General features: G+C 65.8%; 23 protein-coding genes. 11 read left to right on the top strand and 12 right to left on the bottom strand.

Annotation, left to right across the window (positions count from 1 at the left end):
• Together CSQ99_RS19075 and CSQ99_RS19070 are read left to right on the top strand one after the other, a co-directional pair.
• Nucleotides 1–456 (top strand): nitroreductase family deazaflavin-dependent oxidoreductase, encoded by a 456-nt coding sequence (locus CSQ99_RS19075; RefSeq protein ID WP_099040573.1) that lies wholly within the window; start codon nucleotides 1–3, stop codon nucleotides 454–456.
• A 53-nt stretch (nucleotides 457–509) separates the two neighbouring features.
• On the top strand, nucleotides 510–1,178 hold the full coding sequence (locus CSQ99_RS19070; protein ID WP_425437835.1) for a mycothiol-dependent nitroreductase Rv2466c family protein: 669 nt from the start codon (nucleotides 510–512) through the stop codon (nucleotides 1,176–1,178).
• Nucleotides 1,179–1,203: 25 nt separating this feature from the next.
• Here the strand turns inward: CSQ99_RS19070 and CSQ99_RS19065 are convergent, their stop codons facing one another.
• A complete protein-coding gene (locus CSQ99_RS19065; RefSeq protein WP_099040571.1) occupies nucleotides 1,204–2,361 on the bottom strand; it encodes an epoxide hydrolase family protein in 1,158 nt (385 codons plus the stop codon).
• A gap of 150 nt (nucleotides 2,362–2,511) precedes the next feature.
• Here CSQ99_RS19065 and CSQ99_RS19060 point away from each other — a divergent pair, with 150 nt between their 5' ends.
• Nucleotides 2,512–2,913 carry a nitroreductase family deazaflavin-dependent oxidoreductase gene (locus CSQ99_RS19060; protein WP_176561098.1) on the top strand — a complete coding sequence of 134 codons (402 nt, stop codon included), beginning with the start codon at nucleotides 2,512–2,514 and terminating at the stop codon, nucleotides 2,911–2,913.
• On the opposite strand, the gene CSQ99_RS19055 is transcribed toward CSQ99_RS19060, so the two are convergent.
• The 4 genes from CSQ99_RS19055 to CSQ99_RS19040 form a co-directional block, all read right to left on the bottom strand.
• Nucleotides 2,837–4,807, bottom strand: a complete 1,971-nt coding sequence (locus tag CSQ99_RS19055) for a TRAP transporter fused permease subunit (protein ID WP_176561095.1) — start codon at nucleotides 4,805–4,807, stop codon at nucleotides 2,837–2,839. The genes CSQ99_RS19060 and CSQ99_RS19055 overlap by 77 nt on opposite strands.
• Before the next feature lie 92 nt (nucleotides 4,808–4,899).
• Nucleotides 4,900–5,904: a TAXI family TRAP transporter solute-binding subunit gene (locus tag CSQ99_RS19050; protein WP_176561094.1), complete on the bottom strand. Its 1,005-nt coding sequence runs from the start codon at nucleotides 5,902–5,904 to the stop codon at nucleotides 4,900–4,902.
• Between the two features lie 119 nt (nucleotides 5,905–6,023).
• Complete coding sequence (locus tag CSQ99_RS19045) at nucleotides 6,024–6,929, bottom strand: SDR family oxidoreductase (protein WP_099040568.1); 906 nt, start codon at nucleotides 6,927–6,929, stop codon at nucleotides 6,024–6,026.
• A 17-nt stretch (nucleotides 6,930–6,946) separates the two neighbouring features.
• Nucleotides 6,947–7,720, bottom strand: coding sequence for an SDR family oxidoreductase (locus tag CSQ99_RS19040; RefSeq protein WP_099040567.1), 774 nt, complete (start codon nucleotides 7,718–7,720; stop codon nucleotides 6,947–6,949).
• A 64-nt stretch (nucleotides 7,721–7,784) separates the two neighbouring features.
• Here CSQ99_RS19040 and echA20 point away from each other — a divergent pair, with 64 nt between their 5' ends.
• The 7 genes from echA20 to CSQ99_RS19005 are packed head-to-tail and all read left to right on the top strand — an operon-like array spanning nucleotide 7,785 to nucleotide 13,851.
• The gene (gene echA20, locus CSQ99_RS19035) at nucleotides 7,785–8,540 is read left to right on the top strand and encodes a (7aS)-7a-methyl-1,5-dioxo-2,3,5,6,7,7a-hexahydro-1H-indene-carboxyl-CoA hydrolase (RefSeq protein ID WP_099040566.1); all 756 of its coding nucleotides are present in this window, start codon (nucleotides 7,785–7,787) and stop codon (nucleotides 8,538–8,540) included.
• Nucleotides 8,537–9,424: a cholesterol ring-cleaving hydrolase subunit IpdA gene (gene ipdA, locus CSQ99_RS19030; protein ID WP_099040565.1), complete on the top strand. Its 888-nt coding sequence runs from the start codon at nucleotides 8,537–8,539 to the stop codon at nucleotides 9,422–9,424. The genes echA20 and ipdA overlap by 4 nt, the downstream gene beginning before the upstream one ends.
• Entirely contained in the window at nucleotides 9,424–10,176 is a 753-nt protein-coding gene (gene ipdB / locus CSQ99_RS19025; protein WP_176561093.1) for a cholesterol ring-cleaving hydrolase subunit IpdB, read from the top strand. The genes ipdA and ipdB overlap by 1 nt, the downstream gene beginning before the upstream one ends.
• Nucleotides 10,173–11,234: a (3aS,4S,5R,7aS)-5-hydroxy-7a-methyl-1-oxo-octahydro-1H-indene-4-carboxyl-CoA dehydrogenase gene (gene ipdC, locus CSQ99_RS19020; RefSeq protein WP_099040563.1), complete on the top strand. Its 1,062-nt coding sequence runs from the start codon at nucleotides 10,173–10,175 to the stop codon at nucleotides 11,232–11,234. Before ipdB ends, ipdC begins: the two co-directional genes overlap by 4 nt.
• A 43-nt stretch (nucleotides 11,235–11,277) precedes the next feature.
• Complete coding sequence (locus tag CSQ99_RS19015; RefSeq protein ID WP_099040562.1) at nucleotides 11,278–11,931, top strand: SatD family protein; 654 nt, start codon at nucleotides 11,278–11,280, stop codon at nucleotides 11,929–11,931.
• Complete coding sequence (locus CSQ99_RS19010) at nucleotides 11,928–12,677, top strand: hypothetical protein (RefSeq protein WP_099040561.1); 750 nt, start codon at nucleotides 11,928–11,930, stop codon at nucleotides 12,675–12,677. Before CSQ99_RS19015 ends, CSQ99_RS19010 begins: the two co-directional genes overlap by 4 nt.
• 58 nt (nucleotides 12,678–12,735) lie before the next feature.
• The gene (locus CSQ99_RS19005) at nucleotides 12,736–13,851 is read left to right on the top strand and encodes an NDMA-dependent alcohol dehydrogenase (RefSeq protein ID WP_006243741.1); all 1,116 of its coding nucleotides are present in this window, start codon (nucleotides 12,736–12,738) and stop codon (nucleotides 13,849–13,851) included.
• Here the strand turns inward: CSQ99_RS19005 and fadA6 are convergent.
• The 7 genes from fadA6 to ipdE1 form a co-directional block, all read right to left on the bottom strand.
• A complete protein-coding gene (gene fadA6 / locus CSQ99_RS19000) occupies nucleotides 13,848–14,996 on the bottom strand; it encodes a steroid 3-ketoacyl-CoA thiolase FadA6 (RefSeq protein WP_006243742.1) in 1,149 nt (382 codons plus the stop codon). The genes CSQ99_RS19005 and fadA6 overlap by 4 nt on opposite strands.
• A complete protein-coding gene (kstR2, locus tag CSQ99_RS18995; RefSeq protein WP_099040560.1) occupies nucleotides 14,996–15,604 on the bottom strand; it encodes a TetR family transcriptional regulator KstR2 in 609 nt (202 codons plus the stop codon). The genes fadA6 and kstR2 overlap by 1 nt, the downstream gene beginning before the upstream one ends.
• A gap of 65 nt (nucleotides 15,605–15,669) precedes the next feature.
• Nucleotides 15,670–17,223, bottom strand: a complete 1,554-nt coding sequence (locus CSQ99_RS18990) for a DUF4153 domain-containing protein (RefSeq protein WP_099040559.1) — start codon at nucleotides 17,221–17,223, stop codon at nucleotides 15,670–15,672.
• Nucleotides 17,220–18,251, bottom strand: a complete 1,032-nt coding sequence (locus CSQ99_RS18985) for a HAMP domain-containing sensor histidine kinase (protein ID WP_099040558.1) — start codon at nucleotides 18,249–18,251, stop codon at nucleotides 17,220–17,222. The genes CSQ99_RS18990 and CSQ99_RS18985 overlap by 4 nt, the downstream gene beginning before the upstream one ends.
• Nucleotides 18,248–18,913, bottom strand: a complete 666-nt coding sequence (locus CSQ99_RS18980; RefSeq protein WP_099040557.1) for a response regulator transcription factor — start codon at nucleotides 18,911–18,913, stop codon at nucleotides 18,248–18,250. Before CSQ99_RS18980 ends, CSQ99_RS18985 begins: the two co-directional genes overlap by 4 nt.
• A 71-nt stretch (nucleotides 18,914–18,984) precedes the next feature.
• Nucleotides 18,985–19,773 (bottom strand): (5R,7aS)-5-hydroxy-7a-methyl-1-oxo-2,3,5,6,7,7a-hexahydro-1H-indene-carboxyl-CoA reductase, encoded by a 789-nt coding sequence (gene ipdF / locus CSQ99_RS18975; RefSeq protein ID WP_099040556.1) that lies wholly within the window; start codon nucleotides 19,771–19,773, stop codon nucleotides 18,985–18,987.
• Entirely contained in the window at nucleotides 19,770–20,918 is a 1,149-nt protein-coding gene (gene ipdE1, locus CSQ99_RS18970; protein WP_099040555.1) for an acyl-CoA dehydrogenase IpdE1, read from the bottom strand. The genes ipdF and ipdE1 overlap by 4 nt, the downstream gene beginning before the upstream one ends.
• 47 nt (nucleotides 20,919–20,965) lie before the next feature.
• Between ipdE1 and fadD3 the strand changes: the two genes are divergently transcribed.
• Nucleotides 20,966–22,510, top strand: a complete 1,545-nt coding sequence (gene fadD3 / locus CSQ99_RS18965; RefSeq protein ID WP_099040554.1) for a 3-((3aS,4S,7aS)-7a-methyl-1,5-dioxo-octahydro-1H-inden-4-yl)propanoate--CoA ligase FadD3 — start codon at nucleotides 20,966–20,968, stop codon at nucleotides 22,508–22,510.
• The last annotated feature ends 4 nt before the right edge of the window (nucleotides 22,511–22,514 follow it).

Below are 22,514 nucleotides of genomic sequence, written 5' to 3'. Positions count from 1 at the left end.
ATGGCCAATTCGCGCCCTCGATTCATGGATACGAAGGCTTCGGACCTCCTCATCAAGTGGATGTCGAAGGTCAACACCTTCATGTACCGCCGCAGCGACGGCGAAGGTTTCGGCAGCGATTTCCAGGGCATTGCGGTGGCGCTGCTGACCACGACCGGCCGCAAGACCGGTGAGCCGCGGATCAGCCCGCTGTACTTTTACCGCGACGGCGACACCGTCGTCGTCGCCGCGTCCAAGGGCGGCAGCGACAAGCACCCGATGTGGTACCTGAACCTCAAGGCGAATCCGAAGATTCAGGTTCAGATCAAGAAAGACATCCTCGACCTCACCGCGCGGGACGCCACCGAAGAGGAGCGCGCGAAGTACTGGCCAAGGCTCGTCGAGATGTATCCGACCTACGAGGACTACAAGTCCTGGACCGACCGCGTGATCCCGCTCGTGATCTGCGAACCGTGACAACGACTTACGATCTGCACTTCTACTTCGACCCGGTCTGCCCGTTCGCGTGGATGACGAGCAAGTGGGTGCGCATCGTGGCGGCTGCGCGTGACTACCGCGTGGACTGGCGGTTCATCTCGCTGCGGATCCTCAACGCCGACGTGGACTATGCGACGCACTTTCCCACCCATTACGAAGAGGGTCACACCGCGGGACTGAAGCTGCTGCGGGTCGCCGCGAAGGTGCGCGCAGAGCACGGGAGAGACGCCGTCGGGCCACTTTATGCGGCGTTCGGCACCCGCCTGTTCGACACCCCCCGTGAAGAACGCATCACGGCAGCCGGTCAAGCCGCGCGCGACCTCGTCGAGGCCGCGCTGGTCAACGCCGGACTGCCCGCCGAACTGGCTGATGCGCTGGAGGACGCCACGCTCGACGACGGGATCCGCGGCGAGACCGACGAGGCGCTCACCCTCACCGGGCGGGACGTGGGCACGCCGATCCTGCATTTCCGCCCACCGAACGGGACGGCGTTCTTCGGGCCGGTCATCAGCAGATTGCCGTCGCCCGAGGACTCGGTCACGCTGTGGGATCACGTGATCGGCCTTGCCGAGTTCGGTGGTTTCGCCGAGCTCAAGCGCAGCCTGCGCGAAATGCCGCAGCTGGCGGCGTTCGGCGTCGAAACCGAAACGGTTGGCAAGCAAGAGGATTGGCACGGCGGCAGCCGCCGACCCAAGAAGTAGTTTGTTTCTTGCGAGTGCATTTGGGTTATCGCAATTCGCGAAAAAACGTGCGGATGTGTTCGGTGAGCAGCTGCGGTTCCTCGAGCGCGGCGAAGTGTCCTCCCCGATCGTGGATGTCGGTCCAGGTCGTGATGTTGTTGGTCTGTTCGGCCAGACGACGGATACCGACGTCGTGAGCGAACATGATGGCGCCGGTCGGCACGCCCGAGGACTGCGGCGGTGGCCCCCAGGAGGCTTGGGCATAGCCGACATACGCCGCCGATCCGGCGGTACCGGTTAGCCAATAGATCATGACGTTGGTCAACAGCCGGTCGCGACCAACGATCACATCCGGCAGGGTGTCCAGCGGGTGCGTCCAGGCGCGGAATTTGTCGACGATCCAGGCGAGCTGGCCGACAGGGGAATCAGTCAACGCTGCGCCGATGGTCTGCGATCGCGTGGCCTGAATCGCGATGTAACCGAACTCGTCCTGCATGAACTTCCGGACACGTTCCACCCGGTCGCGTTCAAGCTCGGTCATCGACGCGAGTTCGTCCTCGTCGAGCTCAACGGCCGGCATTCCGATGCTGCCGTTGACGTGCACCCCGATGACCCGCTCCGGTGCGGCGCGCCCGACTGCGGGCGACACGCTTGCACCGATATCTCCTCCTTGCACGCCGAACCGGTGATGGCCGAGCCGGGTCATCAGCTCGACCCAGGCTCGCGCAATCCGGTCGACGTCCCAACCCGCGTCGGGTACCGGGCGGGAGAACCCAAAGCCGGGCAGGGTGGGAATGACGAGCTCAAATGCGTCGGCCGGGTGGCCACCGTGGCTCCGCGGGTCAGCCAGTGGCCCAAGCGCGTCGAGGAACTCCACAAAAGAGCCCGGCCACCCATGGGTGAGGATGAGTGGCAGTGCATCCGGCTCGGGTGAACGCAAGCGCAGGAAGTGGATGGTCGTGCCGTCAATCTCGGTGGTGAATTGGGGCAGCTGGTTCAGTTCGGCTTCGGCCGCCCGCCAGTCATAATCGCGGTCCCAGTAAGTGACAAGTTCTTTCAAGTACGACACCGGAACGCCGGTATCCCACCCGTCGGCGGGCAACGGCGCGGGGAAACGGGTGCGGCGCAGCCGGTCGTGCAGGTCGTCGAGCTGCGCGTCTGGAATCGCGATGTGAAATGCGGTGATGGTTTCTGTAGAGGCCATGCCGCAAGTCTGTCGCTGATACCGGACAGAAGCGGTCCTAAGACTGAGGTTAGAGCCACGCGCGAACGCCCGTGTTTGCCTTTGCCGTCACGCGGCTAGACACCGTGGGTGGCAGGCACGATCCGCAACTCGCGGCCGCTTCGGCTGGCGATGAAGTACTTCGCCCGCGCCCACATCCGGGTCTACCGACGCACCAACGGCCGCATCGGCGCCAAACTGTTGTGGTTCCCGGCGGCGTTGATCACCACGACAGGGCGCAAATCCGGCCGTCCGCGCACCACTCCGACGCTGTATCTGGACGACGGCGATCGGGTGATCCTGCCCGCGTCCTTCGGCGGACGTGACTCCGATCCGGCGTGGTATCTCAACCTCGAGTCGAATCCCGAAGTGCACGTGCAGATTCGCTCCCGTCATCTCGACCTGAGGGCCAGGGACGCCACCGAGGACGAACGAAAGCGCTACTGGCCCAGGCTGATCAAGATGTACCCGCCGTATCGGGGATATCGCCAGGCAGCGGATCGGGAGATTCCGATGGTCGTCTGCGAGCCATGACGACGTTCACCGCCGCCGCCACCGCGAGCAGGCCGGCTCCGACGGCGATCGTCACCGGGCTCAGATAAAGCAGCAGCGCCGACGCCGGGATGCACAGCACCCGCTCGGGCCAGCCCGCCCGTCGGATCATCCAACCGCCCGTGACGACCGCAAGCGCGGCGACCGCAAGCGCACCGACCGCACCGGTCCACACCATGTCGAGGAAAGACCGCAACCCGAGCAGGCCTTGCCCGTTGTCGGTCAGTACGAACGCGAACGGCACGAGGAATGCCGGCAGCGTGTACTTCCACGTCTGCATCATCGTTGGAATCACGCGTCCGCCGGTGATCGCCGAGGCCGCGACCGACGCCAGCGCCGTCGGCGGCGTGACTTCGGAGAGCACTGCGAAATAGAAGACGAACATCGCCACCGCGGGCGCAGCGACGCCGAGGTCCTGCAGCGCGGGACCCACGATCACCCAGCTGATCACGAACGACGCGGTGACCGGCACCGCCAGACCGAGCACCGAGACCGCCAAGGCCGCGAATATCGCCGTGAAAATCAATACGACCGTTGGGTTTTCAGAGATGAACCGGGCGGTGTTGACGAGTATCGAGTTCAGTTGCAGGCCGAGTCCGGTGCGGGTGATCATCGCGGCGACGACGCCCGCCGCCGCACACACCGCCGCCACCGAAAGCACACCGCGCACCCCGGTGGCCAACGCGCGGTAGAGCTTCAGCGGGGTGAGGCGGTGTTCGCGATCCAGGTATGACAGCACGATCTGAACGGCGATGGCGTAGACGACCGCACGCATCGCCGACACATCCATCGCCAGGAACACGACGATCATCACCAGCGAGATGAGGTGGTAGCCGAATCTGCCGAGTAACCGCCAGAAGGACTGTGCGTCGACGTCGACCTCGCGCGTGCCGTACCGCCGCGCGTCGATCTCGACGGCCAGCAAGATGCCGAGGTAGTACAGGATGGTCGGCACGACCGCCCACACCAGGACGGTCAGGTACGGCACCCCGAGATACTCGGCGATGATGAACGCCGCGGCCCCGAGCGTCGGCGGCGACAGGATCGCGCCGATCCCCGCCGCGGCCAGCATTCCGCCGGCGTTCTCACTCGGGTAGCCGGCGCGGCGCAGCACCGGCCATGTCACCGAGCCGAGGCTGACCGTCGTCGCCGTCCCCGAACCGGACACGCTGCCCATGAGGAAGCCGGCCAGCGTCACCGTCCGCCCAGGTGCCGCACGTGAGGAGCGGAATGCGGAGAACGAAAGATCGATGAAGAACTTGCTGGCGCCGGACGCCTCGAGCACCGCCCCGTAAATGGTGAACAACACGATGTAGGTCGCCGCGACGTCCAGCGGCACGCCGTACAGCCCCGTCGACTGCATGAACGAGGCGCTGACGATCTGCACCCAGTCGACTCCGGCGTGCGCGATCGCCGCACCCTGCGGCAGGTATCCGCCGTAGTAGGCGTAGCCGAGCGCGAGCAGACACACGATCGGCAACGCCGCACCCGTGGTGCGCCGGCAGGCCTCCAATACCAGCAGCACGACGATCGTGCCGACGACGACGTCCACCACCGCCGGTGTGCTCTGCCTGCTGAGGAATTCGTTGAATCCCCCACCGCCATCACCGATTTGGAACGGCAGTACGGGGTACAGGCAAGCCACCAGTGCCACTGCGGCCAGCAGCCAGTCGAACGGCGTCGGACTCTGCCGCGGCGCCTCGCTCGGTGTGTCCACCTTCCGGTGGCGAAGCCGCACACCGGATCGGTAGCACAGCATCGTCAGCGGAAGCACCGCCGCCAGGAACAGGATCAGCGAAACCTGGTTGCCCTGCGCAAGTGGAAAGAAGACCTGATACAGCGCGAACAGCCCGATCAGGAAACAGCCGACGGTCACCAGGTGACCGACCCAGCCCGTCAGCTGCCTGGCCGGCTTCTCGTCCTCGTAGGCGGGAGTTTCTCCGGTCGTTTCGCTCGCCCCGGTGGAGGTCAGTTCGCCGCGCCGAGGTCGTCGAGAGCCCGCTTGGCGCCCGGATGCAGCGGGACGGGCATGGTCTCGCGAGCGGTGTCCAGTGAGATACCTTCGGCCGCCTTGTTGACCTTGACCAGGTCTTCCTTGTGATCGAACAGCGCTTTGGTCAGCACGCAGGCGGTGTTTCCGTCCATATCGTTCTTGACCAGAAGCACATTGGGCACCACGACGGTCGGTACGTCCGCGGGAGTCTGATACGTGCTCGCCGGGATGACACCTTCCTCGTAGATCGGGTTGATGTTCTGAAGCTTCGGCAGGGTTGACGTCACGTCGATGAACTTGACGTTGTCGCGCTGGCTGACGAACAGGTCGGTGATCCCACCGGTCGGCAGGCCGCCCGACCAGAACATCGCATCGATCGAACCGTCTTTCATCCCTTCGACCGTCTTGCCGAGTTCGGTGCGCTGCGCGGCAACGTCAGTGTTCGGGTTGAGACTGGCGGCCTCCAGCATCCGGTTGGCGATGACCTCGGTACCGGAGTTGGGCGACCCGGTCGACACACGCTTGCCGCGCATATCCAGGATCGAGTTGATGCCTGCGTCGCTGCGGGCGATCACCTGGGTGTAGTTGGGATACAGCCGGGTCAGCGCGGCGATGGGCTGATTCCCGTCGAAGGCCGCCATGCCGTTGACGGCATCAGCCGCGGTGTCGGCAAGGGAGAACGCCACCTGATGGGTGCCTGCCACGAGCTGCTGGATGTTCTGCAGCGACGCCGATGTCTCGGCGGCAGTGGCTTTCAGCGTGCCGTCGGTCTGCTGATTGATCGCCTCGGCGTAGGCGCCGCCGAGTGCGTAGTAAACCCCGGTCGTGTTGCCCGTCGCGATACTCAGCCTGGCGTCGGTCCCGACTTCGCATGACGTCGGGTCGGTGGCCGCCGCCCCGTTTTCGCCGCCACGTTGACCGCCACAACCGGCCACCACCAACAGAATTGCCGCGGCGACTGCCCCTGATACCTTTCGCATTCCCCCATCATGGTGGGTGGGCCGGCGGATCGGGGGCGGTTTTCGAGCTCGATCAGGATTAGGCCGAGGATCGAAGCCACCAGGTGACCGCAATCCTCGGCCTAGAGTTCGTCTGCCTATCAGGCTCCGTAAACAGGCACCGGTTGGCGCGCCTTGGTCAGCAGGTCGCTGACGACGGGTCCGAGCTCGGCCGGATCCCAGCGCGTACCCTTGTCGATCTGCGGGCCGTGGGCCCAGCCCTCGGCGACTCGGATGATGCCGCCCTCGACCTCGAACATCTTGCCGGTAACATCCTTGGACTCGACGCTGCCGAGCCAAACCACCAGCGGAGAAACGTTTTCCGGCGCCATCGCGTCGAAATCCTTGTCCTGCGTGGACATCATGTCGGCGAACACCGTCTCGGTCATCCGTGTCCTGGCCGACGGTGCGATGGCGTTGACGGTGACTCCGTAGCGACCCATCTCGGCAGAGGCGACCAGCGTCATGGCGGCGATCCCCGCCTTGGCTGCACTGTAATTGGCCTGTCCCACACTGCCTTGCAGGCCGGCCCCGGAACTCGTGTTGATGATCCGGGCGTCTACGGGATTGCCCGCCTTGGACTGGGCTCGCCAGTAGGCGGCCGCGTGGCGCATGGTCGCGAAATGCCCCTTGAGGTGGACGGCGACGACGGCGTCAAACTCCTCCTCGCTGGTGTTGGCGAACATCCGGTCGCGCACGATGCCGGCGTTGTTGACCAGCACATCGAGTCCGCCGAACGTATCGACCGCCGTCTGCACCAGACCCTCGGCCTGCGCCCAGTCGGCGACATTGGCTCCGCTGGTCACGGCTTCGCCTCCGGCAGCGGTGATCTCATCGACCACACCCTGTGCCGCGCTGCCGCCACCCGCGGGCGAGCCGTCCAGCCCGACACCGATGTCATTGACCACCACTCGCGCGCCCTCTGCGGCGAAGGCCAGCGCATGTGCGCGCCCAATGCCGCCGCCAGCACCCGTCACGATGACCACGCGGCCGTCGAGCAGTCCCATATCTCTTATCTCCCTTGTTACTTGATGTCAGCAGTGGTGGTTGCCAGATAGTGCGGGGGCTCACCGCCGCCATGCACCTCGAGTGAGGCGCCGCTGATGTATGACGCGACATCGGATGCCAGGAACGCCGCCGCCCAGCCCACGTCGTCCGGCGTTGCGAGACGACCCAGCGGGACGTTGCGCGAAATGGCCGCGATCGAATCGGCATCGCCGTAGAACAGTTCGGACTGCTCGGTCTCCACCATCCCGACGACCACCGAGTTCACCCGCACCTTCGGCGCCCACTCGACCGCCAGTGTGCTGGTGATGCTCTCCATGCCCGCCTTGGCAGCACCGTAGGGTGCTGTGCCCGGTGTGGGCCTGCGGCCGCTGACGCTGGCGACGTTGATGATCGCGCCACCCTGGGCTTGCGTCTGCATCACCGCGTTCGCGTGAATCGACACCGACAGCGGTCCGAGAAGATTGAGTTCCACGATCTTGGTGTTGAACTTCGCCGATGATTCGGCGGCCAGGACGTACGGCGATCCGCCCGCGTTGTTGACGACGACGTCCAGGCGACCATGCCGGTCGGCGACGGTCTTGATCAATGCCGCCACCGAATCGTCGTCGCGCACGTCGCAGCTGTGGAATTCGTAGGGCGATCCCTCGACCGATCTGCGGGCACACGTCACGACGGTCGCGCCCTGTGCGGCGAACACGGAGCTGATGCCGGCGCCGACGCCTCGCACTCCTCCGGTCACCAGGACGACCCTGTCGTGGAGTCCGAGGACGATCTCTGGGCGATCGGTCACTGTGCTAGCGTACCAAGCAAGTGCTTGCTTAGGTAGAGACCCCCAGAGTAACCGAGGTATCCGCATGACAATCACCACCACCACGGTCGAACCGGGCATCGTCTCGGTCACTGTCGACTACCCGAAGGTCAACGCGATTCCATCCCGCGGCTGGTTCGAACTCGGCGACGCGATCACCGCAGCCGGGCGCGACCACAGCACCCACGTCGTGATCCTGCGCGCCGAGGGCCGCGGCTTCAACGCGGGAGTCGACATCAAGGAGATGCAGAACACCGAGGGCTTCACCGCGCTCATCGACGCCAACCGCGGCTGCTTCCACGCCTTCCGCGCGGTGTACGAGTGCGAGGTTCCCGTGGTCGCCGCGGTCAACGGCTTCTGTGTCGGCGGCGGCATCGGACTCGTCGGCAACGCGGACGTCATCGTCGCCTCCGACGACGCGACCTTCGGCCTGCCCGAGGTCGAGCGCGGCGCGCTGGGAGCGGCGACGCACCTGTCGAGACTGGTGCCGCAGCACATGATGCGACGATTGTTCTTCACCGCCGCCACCGTTGACGCGGCGACCCTGCACCACTTCGGGTCGGTGCACGAGGTGGTGCCGCGCGCGGAGCTGGACGAGGCCGCACTGCGGGTGGCGCGCGACATCGCCGCCAAGGACACCCGGGTGATCCGCGCGGCCAAGGAAGCGCTGAACCTCATCGATGTGCAGCCGCCGAACGCCAGATATCGGATGGAACAGGGCTTTACGTTCGAACTGAACCTGTCCGGCGTCTCCGATGAGCATCGCGACGCGTTCGCCGGTACCTCCAAGGGGAAAGAATGACAGACAAGAGAACGACATTGGACGAGGCCGTCTCGTCCATCGAGAGTGGTATGACCATCGGTATAGGCGGCTGGGGGTCGCGGCGCAAGCCGATGGCGTTCGTGCGGGCTCTGCTGCGCACCGATGTGAAGGACCTGACGGTCGTCACCTACGGCGGCCCGGACCTCGGGCTGCTGTGCTCGGCAGACAAGGTCAAACGCGTCTACTACGGCTTCGTGTCTTTGGACTCACCGCCGTTCTATGACCCGTGGTTCGCCAAGGCGCGCACCAGTGGATCGATCGAGGCTCGCGAGATGGACGAGGGCATGGTGCGCTGCGGGCTGCAGGCCGCCGCACAGCGGCTGCCGTTCCTGCCGATCCGCGCGGGGCTGGGCAGTGACGTACGCGCATTCTGGGGCGACGAGCTCAAGACCGTGAAGTCGCCGTATCCCACCGGCTCCGGTTCTCAGGCTGGCTACGAGGAACTCATCGCGATGCCCGCGCTGAACCTCGATGCGGCCTTCATACATATGAATCTCGGTGACGCCCAAGGCAATGCCGCGTACACCGGTATCGACCCGTACTTCGACGACCTGTTCCTGATGGCAGCGCAGAAGCGGTTCTTGTCCATCGAACGGGTGGTTCCGACCGAGGAGTTGATCAAGGCGGTCCCGCCGCAGGCGCTGCTGATCAACCGGATGATGGTGGACTCCGTGGTCGAGGCACCGGGCGGTGCCCACTTCACCGCGGCGGAGCCGGACTACCGCCGCGACGAGAAGTTCCAGCGCCACTACGCCGAGGCCGCGGCGTCCGACGAGTCGTGGCAGGAGTTCGTCACGACCTATCTGTCCGGCAGCGAGGCCGACTACCAGGCGGCCGTGCGGAAGTTTGGAGAGAGCCAGTGATGTCTGTTACCCGAGCCGAGGTGTGCGCTGTCGCGTGTGCCGAACTCTTCCGCGATGCGGGCGAGATCATGGTGAGCCCGATGGCCAACATGGTCTCGATCGGAGCCCGGCTGGCCCGGCTGACCTTCTCGCCCGACATCCTGCTGACCGACGGTGAGGCCCGGCTGCTGGCCGACACCCCAGCGCTCGGGGCGACTGGCGCGATCGAGGGCTGGATGCCGTTCGGCCGCGTCTTCGAGACACTGGCGTGGGGCAGGCGCCATGTCGTCATGGGCGCCAATCAGGTTGACCGGTACGGCAATCAGAACCTGTCGGCGTTCGGACCGCTTCAGCATCCCACGCGCCAGATGTTCGGGGTGCGCGGTGCACCCGGGAACACCATCAACCACGCGACGAGCTACTGGGTCGGCAACCATTCGACGCGAGTGTTCGGCGATTCCGTCGACGTGGTGTCCGGAATCGGCTGGGACAAGGTCGATCCCGACAACCCTGCATATCGGTTCGTAAACGTGTTCCGGGTGGTGTCCAACCTCGGCGTGTTCGACTTCAAGGGACCCGACCATCAGATGCGCGCCCTGTCGCTGCATCCCGGCGTCGACGCCGAGCAGGTCGCCGAGAACACGTCCTTCGAGGTGCACGGCCTGGACTCAGCCGATACGTCGCGGCTGCCCACCGAGGAAGAGCAGAAGCTGATCCGCGAGGTCATCGATCCGAGTGGCCTGAGGGACCGAGAAGTGAAGGAGGTTCGGTGACTCGTCTCCGTACCCCGTTGACCGAGTTGGTCGGCATCGAGCATCCGGTGGTGCAGACCGGAATGGGCTGGGTTGCGGGTGCGCGTCTGGTGGCGGCGACATCGAACGCCGGCGGGCTCGGCATCCTCGCCTCGGCGACCATGGCACTCGACGAACTTGCGACCGCCGTCTCGAAGGTGAAGGCCACCACCGACAAGCCGTTCGGCATCAACATCCGGGCCGACGCCGGTGACGCGAACGAGCGCATCGACCTCCTGATCCGCGAGGGTGTCAGGGTCGCGTCATTCGCGCTGGCGCCCAAACCTGACTTGATTGCCAAGCTCAAAGACGCGGGCGTGGTGGTGATTCCATCGGTCGGCCTGGCCAAGCATGCCAAGAAGGTGGCCGGCTGGGGTGCCGACGCGGTGATCGTCCAGGGCGGCGAGGGCGGCGGTCACACCGGTCCGATCGCGACGACACTTCTGCTGCCCTCTGTTCTCGACGCCGTCGATATCCCTGTCATTGCGGCAGGCGGGTTCTTCGACGGCCGCGGCCTCGCCGCGGCGCTGTCCTACGGCGCGGCGGGCGTCGCGATGGGCACCCGCTTCCTGTTGACCTCCGACTCCACGGTGCCCGATGCCGTGAAACGCCGGTACCTCGATTCGGCATTGGACGGCACCGTCGTGTCGACACGTGTCGACGGTATGCCGCATCGCGTGCTGCGCACCGGACTCGTCGAGAAGCTCGAGAGCGGTTCACGCCTCCGGGGCTTTTCGGCGGCGATCCGCAACGCGCAGAAGTTCAAGAAGATGTCGGGCATGACCTGGCGTTCGATGATCAGCGACGGCCTCGAGATGCGGCACGGCAAGGAACTGACCTGGTCGCAGGTCCTGATGGCGGCCAACACCCCGATGCTGCTGAAGGCCGGGCTTGTGGAGGGCAACACCGACGCAGGCGTATTGGCGTCGGGCCAGGTCGCAGGGATTCTCGGCGACCTACCGTCGTGCGCCGAGTTGGTCGAGACGATCGTCGACGACGCGATCAAGCACCTGCAGGCCGCGGCCGCGCTGGTTGAATGAAGGCATAGGCTTCATTTTTCAAAAATGAAGTTATAATCTTCATATGGTCGATATTAAGTCCACAGCTTCATCAGGTCTGCGGGCGACCCTGATCGGCGATGTCGTCGGTTCCCGTCACGTCGCCGATCGCGCGGCCGCGCACCGAGTCACCAATCGCGCCCTGCGCGATGTCGGTGCAGGCGCGGTCGATGCGCCGGCATTCACCGTCGGCGACGAGTTCCAGGGCAGTTACCCCACTGTCGGCGCGGCGATCGATGCCGCGTTGTCCATCCGTCTCGCGCTCACGCCCGCCGTCGATGTCCGGTTCGGCATCGGCTGGGGTGCGGTGTCGATGCTCGATCCACAGGCCGGCATCCAGGACGGCCCCGGGTGGTGGGCCGCACGCGAGGCGATCGAATGGACGGCGGCAGCCCAACGGCAACCGGGCCTGGCCATGGTTCGCACGTCGTTTCGGGTCGCAGGCGGCGACCGCACCGATGCCGACTCGATCAACGCCGCGCTGTTGTGTCGGGACCATCTGCTTGGATCGCTGGACGACCGATCGATACGGATAGTGAATGGCTTGTTGAGGAATCAGACGAAGAAGGACATCTCCGCCGCCGAGGGCATCAGCGCTTCTGCGGTATCGCAACGGGCCGGGCGCGACGGATTGGACTTGATCGTCATGGCGTCGCAATACCTGCGGGGAGTTCCGTGAGCGCACTGGCCGTGATGCTGATCGCGATGGGCTTCGCCGACGTGGCCCGGCGATTGACCGAGCGCTCCTGGGTACCGCCTGTCCTTGCAGCGGTTGTGGTCGTCGGATGTGCCGCGCTGGCAGGACTGTGGCAGGCCCCCGACATCGTGCTCTTGGAGATCGCGGCGGCGGCGAGCGTCGCCTGGGTCGTGTTGTGTGCACGGGCAGAGCGGACCGGCGACCGCGAGCTGGCACCGCTGATCGTGTTCGCGGCGGCAGTCGGGCTGCTGATTGTGTTGTCCGGCTTCGGGTCGCCGGCCGGCGGCCTGGTGGCGCGGTGGTCGGCATGGGTCGACCTGCCGGGCGTCGCGAACCTGGATACCGACCGGCTGCTCATGGTCGTCGCGGTGGTGCTGCTTCAACTCGTGACCGGAAACCAGTTGGTGCGGCTGGTTCTCAGCGCCGTCGGCGCGGTGAAGCCCGCCGGCGAGCCGCAGGCATCGGATCGGCTCAAGGGCGGCAGGCTGCTCGGCCCGATGGAGCGCGTCCTGATTCTCGGGCTCGGACTGGCCGGTCAACTCGCGGCCGCCACCGCCGTGGTTGCGGCGAAGAGCATCATCAGGTTCCCGGAGATCAACGCGCAGAAGGCCCGGGAGAACGGACATATCGGTGTAGACGTCGACATCAGCACAGTCACTGAGTACTTCTTGGTCGGCAGCTTCGCGAGCTGGATCGTCGCACTCGGCGGGCTGCTTCTCGCACAGTAAACAGTAAGCCTTTCGATTCAGCCCAATCCGCGTCCCACTTTCCCTAAACTCTTTTCGCATGAAGACGAACGCTGCCGTGCTGTGGGAGCTCAACAAGCCGTGGAGCGTCGAGGAGATCGACCTCGACGGACCGAAGGAAGGCGAGGTCCTCGTCGCATTCGAGGCCACCGGGTTGTGCCACTCCGACCACCATGTCCAGACCGGCGATCTGGCCGGCGTGACGCTTCCGACGATCGGCGGGCATGAGGGCGCCGGTGTCGTGCAGGAGATCGGCCCCGGCGTGCGCGACCTGAAGGTCGGCGACCATGTGGTGGCCTCGTTCCTGCCGGCGTGTGGCCGCTGCCGCTGGTGTGCCAGCGGACATCAGAACCTGTGCGATATGGGCGCGATCATCCTGTTGGGTCTGCAGGCCGACGGCACCTACCGCCGCCGGGCGCAGGGGAAGGACGTCGGCGTCATGGTCGGGGTCGGAAGTTTCTCCGAACTCAGCACCGTCTCGGAGACCTCCTTGGTCAAGGTCGACGACGACCTGCCGCTGTCTCGCGCGTGCCTGCTGGGCTGCGGCGTGATGACGGGATGGGGTTCAGCCGTCAACACCGCCGACGTGACTCCGGGCGACACCGTGGTCGTGATCGGTTGCGGAGGTATCGGCAGCGGCGCGATCCAGGGCGCCCGGCTGGCGGGCGCCGAGCACATCGTCGTCGTCGACATCGTGGAATCTAAGCGGGACAAGGCATTCGAGTTCGGCGCCACCCATTTCGTGACATCGATGCCCGAGGCCACGGAGTTGGTCGCAGAACTCACCCGCGGCGTGATGGCGGACTCCGCACTGCTGACGGTCGGCCTACTCAAGGGGCCGATGATCAACGAGGCGCTGGATATCGTCCGCAAGGGCGGCGCGGTGGTGATGACCGCCATCGCATCGATGGCCGACGTGACGCCGACCCTGCCGATGGCGATGATGACGCTGTTCCAGAAGCGGCTGCTTGGCAGCCTCTATGGTGAGGCGAATCCGCGCGCGGACATCCCGCGGCTACTCAACCTCTACCGCGACGGCAAGCTACTCCTCGACGAGACGGTGACCGCCGAGTACAAGCTCAACGACATCAACGTGGCGTATGACGACATGCTCGCGGGTCGCAACATCCGCGGTGTGATCATCCACGACCACTAGAGGCGCTCGATGATCGTGACGTTGGCGGTGCCGCCGCCCTCGCACATCGTTTGCAGTCCGTAGCGTCCGCCGGTGCGCTCCAACGTGTTCAGCATCGTGGTGAACAGTTTGGCGCCGGTAGCACCGAGTGGATGTCCGAGCGCGATCGCACCGCCGCTGGGGTTCACCTTCGCGTGGTCGACCCTGAGTTCCTTCATCCACGCCATGACGACGGGTGCGAAGGCCTCGTTGATCTCGACGGTGTCGATGTCGTCCATCGACAGGCCGGTCTTTTTCAGTGCGTACTGAGTGGCGGGGATCGGGCCCGTCAGCATGAACACCGGGTCGGCGCCGCGGGCGCTGATGTGGTGGATGCGTGCCCGGGGCTTGAGCCCGTGGTCCTTGACCGCCTGCTCGGACGCGAGCAACACAGCGCTTGCGCCGTCGGAGATCTGGCTGGCCATCGCGGCAGTCAGCCGGCCACCGTCGACCAGCGTCTTGAGACCCGCCATCTTCTCCAGCGAGGTGTCACGCGGACCTTCGTCGATGACGAATCCGTCGACACCGATGATCTCGTTCTCGAAGTGCCCGGCGCGGATCGCCTCCTGCGCACGCTGGTGGCTGATAAGCGAGTACTCCTCCATCTCTTCGCGGGAGAGATTCCACTTCTCGGCGATCAGCTCCGAACCGCGGAACTGTGAGATCTCCTGATCGCCGTAGCGGTGCAGCCAGCTCTTGGATTCGTTGGTCGGCGAGGTGAAGCCGAACTGCTCGGCGACGGTCATCGCCGACGAGATCGGGATTTGGCTCATGTTCTGCATGCCGCCCGCCACGATCAGATCAGCGGTACCGGACATGATGGCCTGTGCGCCAAAGGAAATCGCCTGCTGGCTCGAACCGCACTGGCGGTCAACGGTGACACCCGGCACTTCTTCGGGGAATCCGGCGGCCAGCCACGACAGCCTGGCGATGTTGCCCGCCTGAGGCCCGATGGCGTCGACGCAACCGGCGATCACGTCGTCGACCGCACCGGGATCGGCGTCGGTCCGGTCGAACAATCCGCGCCAGCCCGCGGCACCCAGATCGACGGGATGCACGCCGGACAGCCCGCCGTTGCGCTTGCCGACAGCAGTTCGGACAGCTTCGATGACGTATGCCTCAGGCATTACTCGACTCCTTCTTTGGTGATGCCGCCAAGAACGATGGCTAGGTACTGTCGGCCGACCTCTTCGGCCGTGAGCGGTCCGCCTGGCTGATACCACCGGACCGAAACCCAGGTGGTGTCGCGGATGAACCGGTAGACCAGATCGACGTCGATATCGGGACGGAAGTACCCCTCCTCGACACCCTGATCGAGCAGAGCTAGCCACATCTTTCGCTGCTCTCGATTGCGTTTTTCCACATAGGAGAAGCGCTCCTGGCTCGCGAGTCGCTTCGCCTCGTCCTGGTATATGACGACCTGCGCGTGCCGGTCCTCGATCGCTTCGAACGACGCCATGAACAGGCCCTTGAGCCGTTCCAGCGGATTCGGTTCGGTCGCGACGATCTGCTCGTAGCGTTCGAAGAGCCAGTCGAGGAATCCGCGCAACACCTCGTCGACCATCTCCTCCTTGGAGGAGAAGTGGTGGTAGAGACTGCCGGACAGGATTCCGGCCGAGTCCGCGATGTCGCGCACGGTCGTGGCCCGCAGCCCGCGTTCGGCGAACATCGCCGCGGCGAGCTCGAGAAGCTCGTCACGCCTGCTCACCGTAGGGGCGGCCGGTTCCTCCACCATCCCGACAGCTTACCAACCAAGCACTTGCTAGGTCACTATCGGGTGTTCGCGCGTCGGTGCGGGCGCTACCTGCTGTATTCGTCGCGGCCGAAGGCGGTACAAAAATCCGATAGCGAGCCGTCGACGGCGCGATCGGCACGGGACCGCGACAGGTTGAACAGATACCAGGGGTCGCGGTCGGAGGCCGGGGCCGTCACGCAGGCCCGAATCCGGTCGGGCAGTCGATGCAGCGCGGGGTCGATGTCCGCGGAAAGTCTCGACAGGTACTCCGCGTCGAGTTGTCCGGTCTGTTCGAAACGGTCGATGTTGCGATCGGCGATCAGGCGCTCGGGATTGAGGGCGGCCAGGCCGAGGAGCGCCAGCACGCCGGCCACCAGCACGGCCCGCGGCAGCCACCGGGCGCTCATCCGGATTCCGGCGGCGGCGACCAGTAGGAACACCGCACCCAGCCATACCTCGATGGTGATCACCATCAACCGTTCCGTGCTGAACCCGTATGCCTGTTGGTACACCCACATGCGGTGGATCGCCGAAATCACCACCACAACCGATGTGGCGCAAAGAATTCCGACGAGCACCCGCAGCAGTCGGCGATCGGCCGCGGTCGCCCGCCCCGCCACCCGGATGACGCCGGTCAATACCAGCATCGTCAGGCCAGAAACCCACAGCAGTTGCCAGAAGCCCTGCCGCGCGTACTCGGCGTACGTCAGACCCTCGGTTTCCAGCACATGCGTGTGCCCACCGAACAGAATTCTCGCCTGGACCGCGACAAAGGCGATGAACAACACGTCGAGCACCCCGAGCGGCAGCGCCCATTCCCACCGCGGCACCGGCTTCATCGGCGCGGGAGCCATGTTATCGAGCCGCGGCGTGAATCGGATCAGGTAGCCGCCGCCCAATATGAAGGCCACCACGATGCCCGCGACCACGAGCCGCGCAATGATGTCGCCGCCATCGAATTCAGGCACCAGATTGTCGACCAGGCGAGCGAACGCGGGGTCGGCCGCGGCGAACAGCCCACCGAACACCAGCGCAAGAGCCACCGTGACGCCGATGACGACGGCGAGCCGTCCGAGCTTGGGAACCGCCATACGACTTGGCGCGGCTCCGTGAAGTGCGCGGCCTACCCATCCCCGCACCCGCCCCGGCAACAGCCACGGCAGAAACGGGCCGGACAACACCGCGGTCCAGGTGTGACCGCCGGCGAACGTACACCAGCCGACCACCCAGGCCGCGATGAGACAAAGACCGCCGACCCACTCTGCGGCCAGCATCGCGGACACCGAGAGCAGCGCGAGGGTCAACCCGATTCCGGTCCATTCGGCACGGGTCGGGCGTCGGTCCGCTGTGCCATACACGACGCCGAACACCATCAGCCCGACCATGAGGTAGCCGACGCTCAGCACAGTCGGTCGCCACAGCGCGGTTCCGACCGCGCCCGCGATGGCTGCGGCGAACAGCATCCGTCGGGGCGCAACGGCCAGCGGGTCGATCGGCCAGATCCGCCGCGGCCACACCGTCCAGCCCGCCTCGCCCTGCCGCGGTGGCATCGGCCCCAACGGCGGAGGCGCAACGGGCTGCGGCGGGGCCCCGTACCAACCGGGATACATCATCGTCATGTCAGATCCTCCACTATCGAGGGTTCCGGGATGATGACCGCGATCCGGCATCCCTCTTGTGTGTCCATCACTTCGATTGTCCCGCCGTGCAATTCGACTGCCCACCGGGCGATCGCGAGACCAAGACCGGTGCCACCCTCGGACGTGGCCCCCCGGGTGAAACGTTGGAAGACACGTTCTCGCTCGGCAGGCTCGATCCCGGGTCCGTGGTCGAAGACCTCCAGGCGCAGGCCAGCGGGTTCGGCAGCAGATGCGAGAACCGAAACGTGGCCGCCTTTCGGGCTGTGCCGGATGGCGTTGTTCAACAGGTTGATGACCACTTGCCGCAGACGAGCCGGGTCCGCCGAGGCCATGAGCGTCGACGGCATCACACGCACCGCCACCCGAGCCTCGCCCGGCCCGATGGTGACATGCTCGATGGCGTCACGCAGGAATTCTTCGACTCCGAATCTGTTTATCTGCAGTGGAATCGCGCCGCCTTCGACGCGCGAGAGATCGAGCAGATTGGTCACCAGCTCGCCGAGCCGCTCGGTCTGTGACAGCGCAATACGCATGGTCGCCGCATCCGGTTCGGCCACCCCGTCGACCACGTTCTCCAGCACCGCACGCAAGGCCGCGATCGGGGTGCGCAGCTCGTGTGAGACATTCGCGATGAGCCCGCGTCGATACTCGTCGGCGGCCCCGAGATCGGCAGACATCTGATTGAAGGCCGTTGCCAGCTGCCCGATCTCGTCGCGCGAGGTGGCTCGCACCCGCACGCTGTAGTCACCGCGTGCCATCGCGCGTGCCGCGGCTGTCATCTGCCGCAGAGGCGACGTCATCCCATGCGCCATGAACTGTGTGAAGACCAGTGAGGTGGCCAGGGCCGCGAGCAACGCGTACCGGAACTGCCAACTGGCACCGATCCAGAAGGTGAACGATGCCAAAGTGATTGCACCGCCGACGAGTAAACCCGTCTTGACCTTGAAGGAGCCGAAGGGATCCAGCGGCCGCGGCAGCCGGTCCCACAGAGCGCCGAAGCGGCTCATCGCGGCATCTCGAGTGCATATCCGACGCCGTGTACCGTGCGGATCAGCTCCGATCCCAACTTGCGCCGCAGAGCCTTGACGTGGCTATCCACGGTGCGCGTCGCGAGGTCGGATGGGGGTCCCCACACCTGTTCTAGCAGTGTCTCGCGGGCCACCGCAGCGCCGGGCCTGCCGACGAGATAGGCCAGCAGGTCGAATTCGGTTCGGGTGAGCCGGACTTCGTCATCGCCCGAATGAACTCTGCGGGCCTGCAAGTCGATTCGATACCGGCCGACCGACACCGACTGCGGCTCTGGCGCCCGCTCCACACGGCGCAGCAGGACCCGCACGCGCGCGACGAGTTCGCGCATACTGAACGGCTTCGTGAGATAGTCGTCAGCCCCGATTCCGAGGCCGATCAGCATGTCCGTCTCATCACTTCGAGCGGTGAGCATCAGCACCGGCGTGGAGCGCTGCGCCTGAATTCGACGGCATGCTTCGAGCCCGTCGAACCCGGGCAGCATGACATCGAGTACGACCAGGTCAGGGGTGGTGGCCGCCGCGGTCGCCACCGCCGACGGCCCGTCTATCGCGGTTTCGACGAGGAAGGCTTCGGCGCGCAGCCTGGTTGCGACGGCTGCGAGGATGGTCGGCTCGTCGTCGACCACCAGAATTCGCTTCACACATCAGACTGTAGGTGCCGTTTGTGGTGCTTACGGGCAGCGATTGTGAAGATACTGTGGAGAAATTCCCGTCAGGCTCGCTGGCTGGATACCGAAATCACCTCTCCAGTGAGATAACTGGAGTAGTCGCTGGCCAGGAACGCGATGGTGGCGGCAATCTCCCACGGTTCGGCTGCCCGTCCGAACGCCTCGCCCTCCGAGAGCCTGTCCAGCAGTTCCGAGCTGCTGGTCTTCTCGAGGAACTTGTGCCGGGCGATGCTCGGCGATACCGCGTTGATCCGTACGCCGTGCTCGACGGCTTCGATTGCGCTGCACCGGGTCAGCGCCATCACCCCGGCCTTGGCCGCGGCGTAGTGCGCCTGGGAGTGCTGCGCCCGCCAGCCGAGGACGCTCGCGTTGTTGATGATCGTGCCGCCGTGGTCGGCGTCACGGAAGTACCGCAGCGCGGCGCGCGTCGCGCGCATCACCGACGTAAGCGTCACGTTGAGGACGCGGTCCCACTCCTCGTCGGTCATGTCGACGACGGGCGTCTCGCCGCCGAGGCCCGCGTTGTTGACCAGCACGTCGAGCCGTCCCATCCGGGCGGTCGTCGACGAGACCAGTGCATCGACCTGCGCGGTCGACGTCACGTCGCACACCACACTCTCGACCCGGCCGAGGCCGAGATCGAGCAGCTGGTCACGGGTCTCGCCCAGCCGCCGCTCGTGGTGGTCGGAGACCACTACGTCGGCACCCTCGACCAGCGCACGTCGAGCCACCGACGAGCCGATGCCGGTGCCTGCCGCAGCCGTCACGACCACCACCTTGCCGGTCAGAAGTCCGTGCCCCTCAATCTCTTTGGGGGCTTCGGCCAGACTCATCCTTTGACCTCTCGAGGTAGGCCGAGCACCCGCTCGGCGATGATGTTGCGCTGAATCTCGTTCGAGCCGCCGTAGATGGTGTCCGACCGCGAGAACAGATACAGCCGCTGCCATTCGTCGAAGTCGCCATCGGTCAGCGTCAGCCCGTCGCGGCCCATCACCTCCATGGCGATCTCGCCGAGTTCGCGATGCCAGTTGGCCCACAACAGTTTCGAGACGTTATCTTGTCCCGGCTGTTCGACGTCCATGGTCGCCAGCGCGTAGGACCGCATCGTGCGGAGGCCGACCCAGGACCGGGTCAGCCGTTCGCGAATCAGCGGATCGTCGGCGGCGCCGTTGCGCTTGGCGAGCTCGGCGACGCCGGAAAGCTCACGGGCATACTCGATCTGCTGGCCCAGTGTCGAAACACCACGCTCGAAGGTGAGTGTGCCCATCGCCACGCGCCAACCATCGCCGGGCTCACCGACCACCAGATCGGCATCGGTGCGGGCGTCGTCGAAGAACACCTCGTTGAATTCCGAGTCGCCGGTCAGCTGGACGATGGGCCGGACCTCGACGCCGGGCTGGTCCAGCGGCACCAGCAGATACGACAGCCCCGCGTGACGTTTGGAACCCTTCTCGGTGCGGGTGACGACGAAGCACCAGTCCGCCCAGTGCGCCAGCGACGTCCACACCTTCTGTCCGTTGATCACCCACTGGTCGCCGTCCAGCTCGCCGGTCGTCGCGACGTTGGCCAGATCGCTGCCCGCGCCGGGCTCGGAGTAGCCCTGGCACCACAATTCGGTGACGTCGAGGATCTTCGGGAGAAACCGCTGCTGCTGCTCGGGGGTGCCGAAGGCGATCAGCGTCGGCCCGAGCAGTTCCTCACCGAAGTGATTCACCTTCGCGGGAGCGTTGGCGATCGCGTATTCCTCGTAGAACGCAACGCGATGCGCGACGGTCAGGCCGCGACCGCCGTGCTCGGACGGCCAGCCAAGACACGTATAGCCGGCGGCCGCGAGATGCTGGTTCCATGCCCGTCGTTCCTCGAACGCCTCATCCTCGCGACCCGGGCCTCCTAGGCCTTTGATCGCGGCGAATTCGCCGGCGAGATTGTCGGCGAGCCAGTCGCGGACCTCGGCCCTGAACTCCTGGACCTCTATCACCCCTGTAGGCTAACCTACCAAGCACTTGCTTTGTTAGAGGAGCATCGATGACGGACCTCCCGCGGACGATTCCGCAGGTGTTGGACCGGATTGCCGACGAGTTCTCCGACCACGACGCGCTGGTGACGCACGATCGCGGGCTGACCTACGCGCAGTTGCGCTCCGAGGTGCGGCGGGCCGCCGCAGCCATGATCGACCTCGGCGTGCAGGCCGGGGACCGGGTCGCGATCTGGTCGCCGAACACCTGGCACTGGGTGGTGGCGTGCCTTGCCACGCACTACGCGGGCGGGGTGATGGTGCCGCTGAACACCCGCTACACGGCCAACGAGGCCAGCGACATCCTCGCGCGCACCGCTGCTCCCCTCCTCTTCGCGGCGGGCGAGTTCCTCGGTGCCGACAAGGCCGCGTCCATCGATCGTGATGCCCTTCCAGACCTGCGGCACGTCATCCGTGTCCCGATCGAGAAGGCCGACGGCACGTGGGATGAGTTCGTGGCGCGCGGTGGAAAAGAGGGGGCCCTCGAAGCGGTCGACGCCCGCGCCGCGGCCGTCACCGCCGACGACGTCTCCGACATCCTCTTCACGTCCGGCACCACCGGCCGCAGCAAGGGCGTGCTGTGCGCACATCGCCAATCGCTCGACGCCCCCGCGGCGTGGGCCGCCTGCGGCGAGCTCACCAGCGCCGACCGCTACCTGTGCATCAATCCGTTCTTCCACAACTTCGGCTACAAGGCCGGCATCCTGGCGTGCCTGCAGAGCGGCGCGACGTTGATCCCGCAACTGACGTTCGACGCCGAGCAGGCCATGGCCGCCGTGGCCGAACACCGCATCACCGTGCTGCCAGGCCCACCCACGATCTACCAGACGCTGCTGGACCATCCGAAGCGCGGCGACTACGACCTGACATCGCTGCGGTTCGCCGTCACCGGTGCGGCGACGATCCCCGTGGTGCTGATCGAACGCATGCAGACCGAACTCGACATCGACATCGTGCTGACCGCCTACGGCCTGACCGAGGCCAGCGGGTTCGGCACCATGTGCCGCGCCGAGGACGACGCGGTCACGGTGGCCACAACGTGCGGGCGCCCGATCGCCGACTTCGAACTGCGCATCGACGCCCCCGCCGAAGACGGCTCGGGAGAGGTGCTGCTGCGCGGGCCCAACGTCATGTTCGGCTACCTCGACGATCCCGAGGCCACCGCCGCGGCCATCGACTCCGAGGGCTGGCTGCACACCGGCGACGTCGGCCGGCTCGACGAGCGCGGCAACCTGCAGATCACCGATCGGCTCAAGGACATGTACATCTGTGGCGGCTTCAACGTGTATCCCGCCGAGATCGAACAGGTGCTGGCCCGGCTCGACGGCGTCGCCGAATCGGCGGTCATCGGGGTACCCGACGAGCGGCTCGGCGAGGTGGGTAAGGCGTTCCTGGTCCTGCGACCCGGCACGCAGCTCGATGAGAAGACGGTAATCACGTACGTGCGCGAGCATCTCGCGAACTTCAAGGCACCAAGATCGGTGGAGTTTCTCGATGTGTTGCCGCGTAATCCGGGCGGCAAAGTGGTCAAGCCGCTGCTGCGGGAAAGGGCTTGAACAT

Source organism: Mycobacterium neglectum (assembly GCF_002591975.1).
Classification (GTDB): Bacteria; Actinomycetota; Actinomycetes; order Mycobacteriales; family Mycobacteriaceae; genus Mycobacterium; species Mycobacterium neglectum.
The sequence above is the reverse complement of the archived record's forward strand: the minus strand, read 5'-3'. Positions and strand labels throughout refer to the sequence as shown.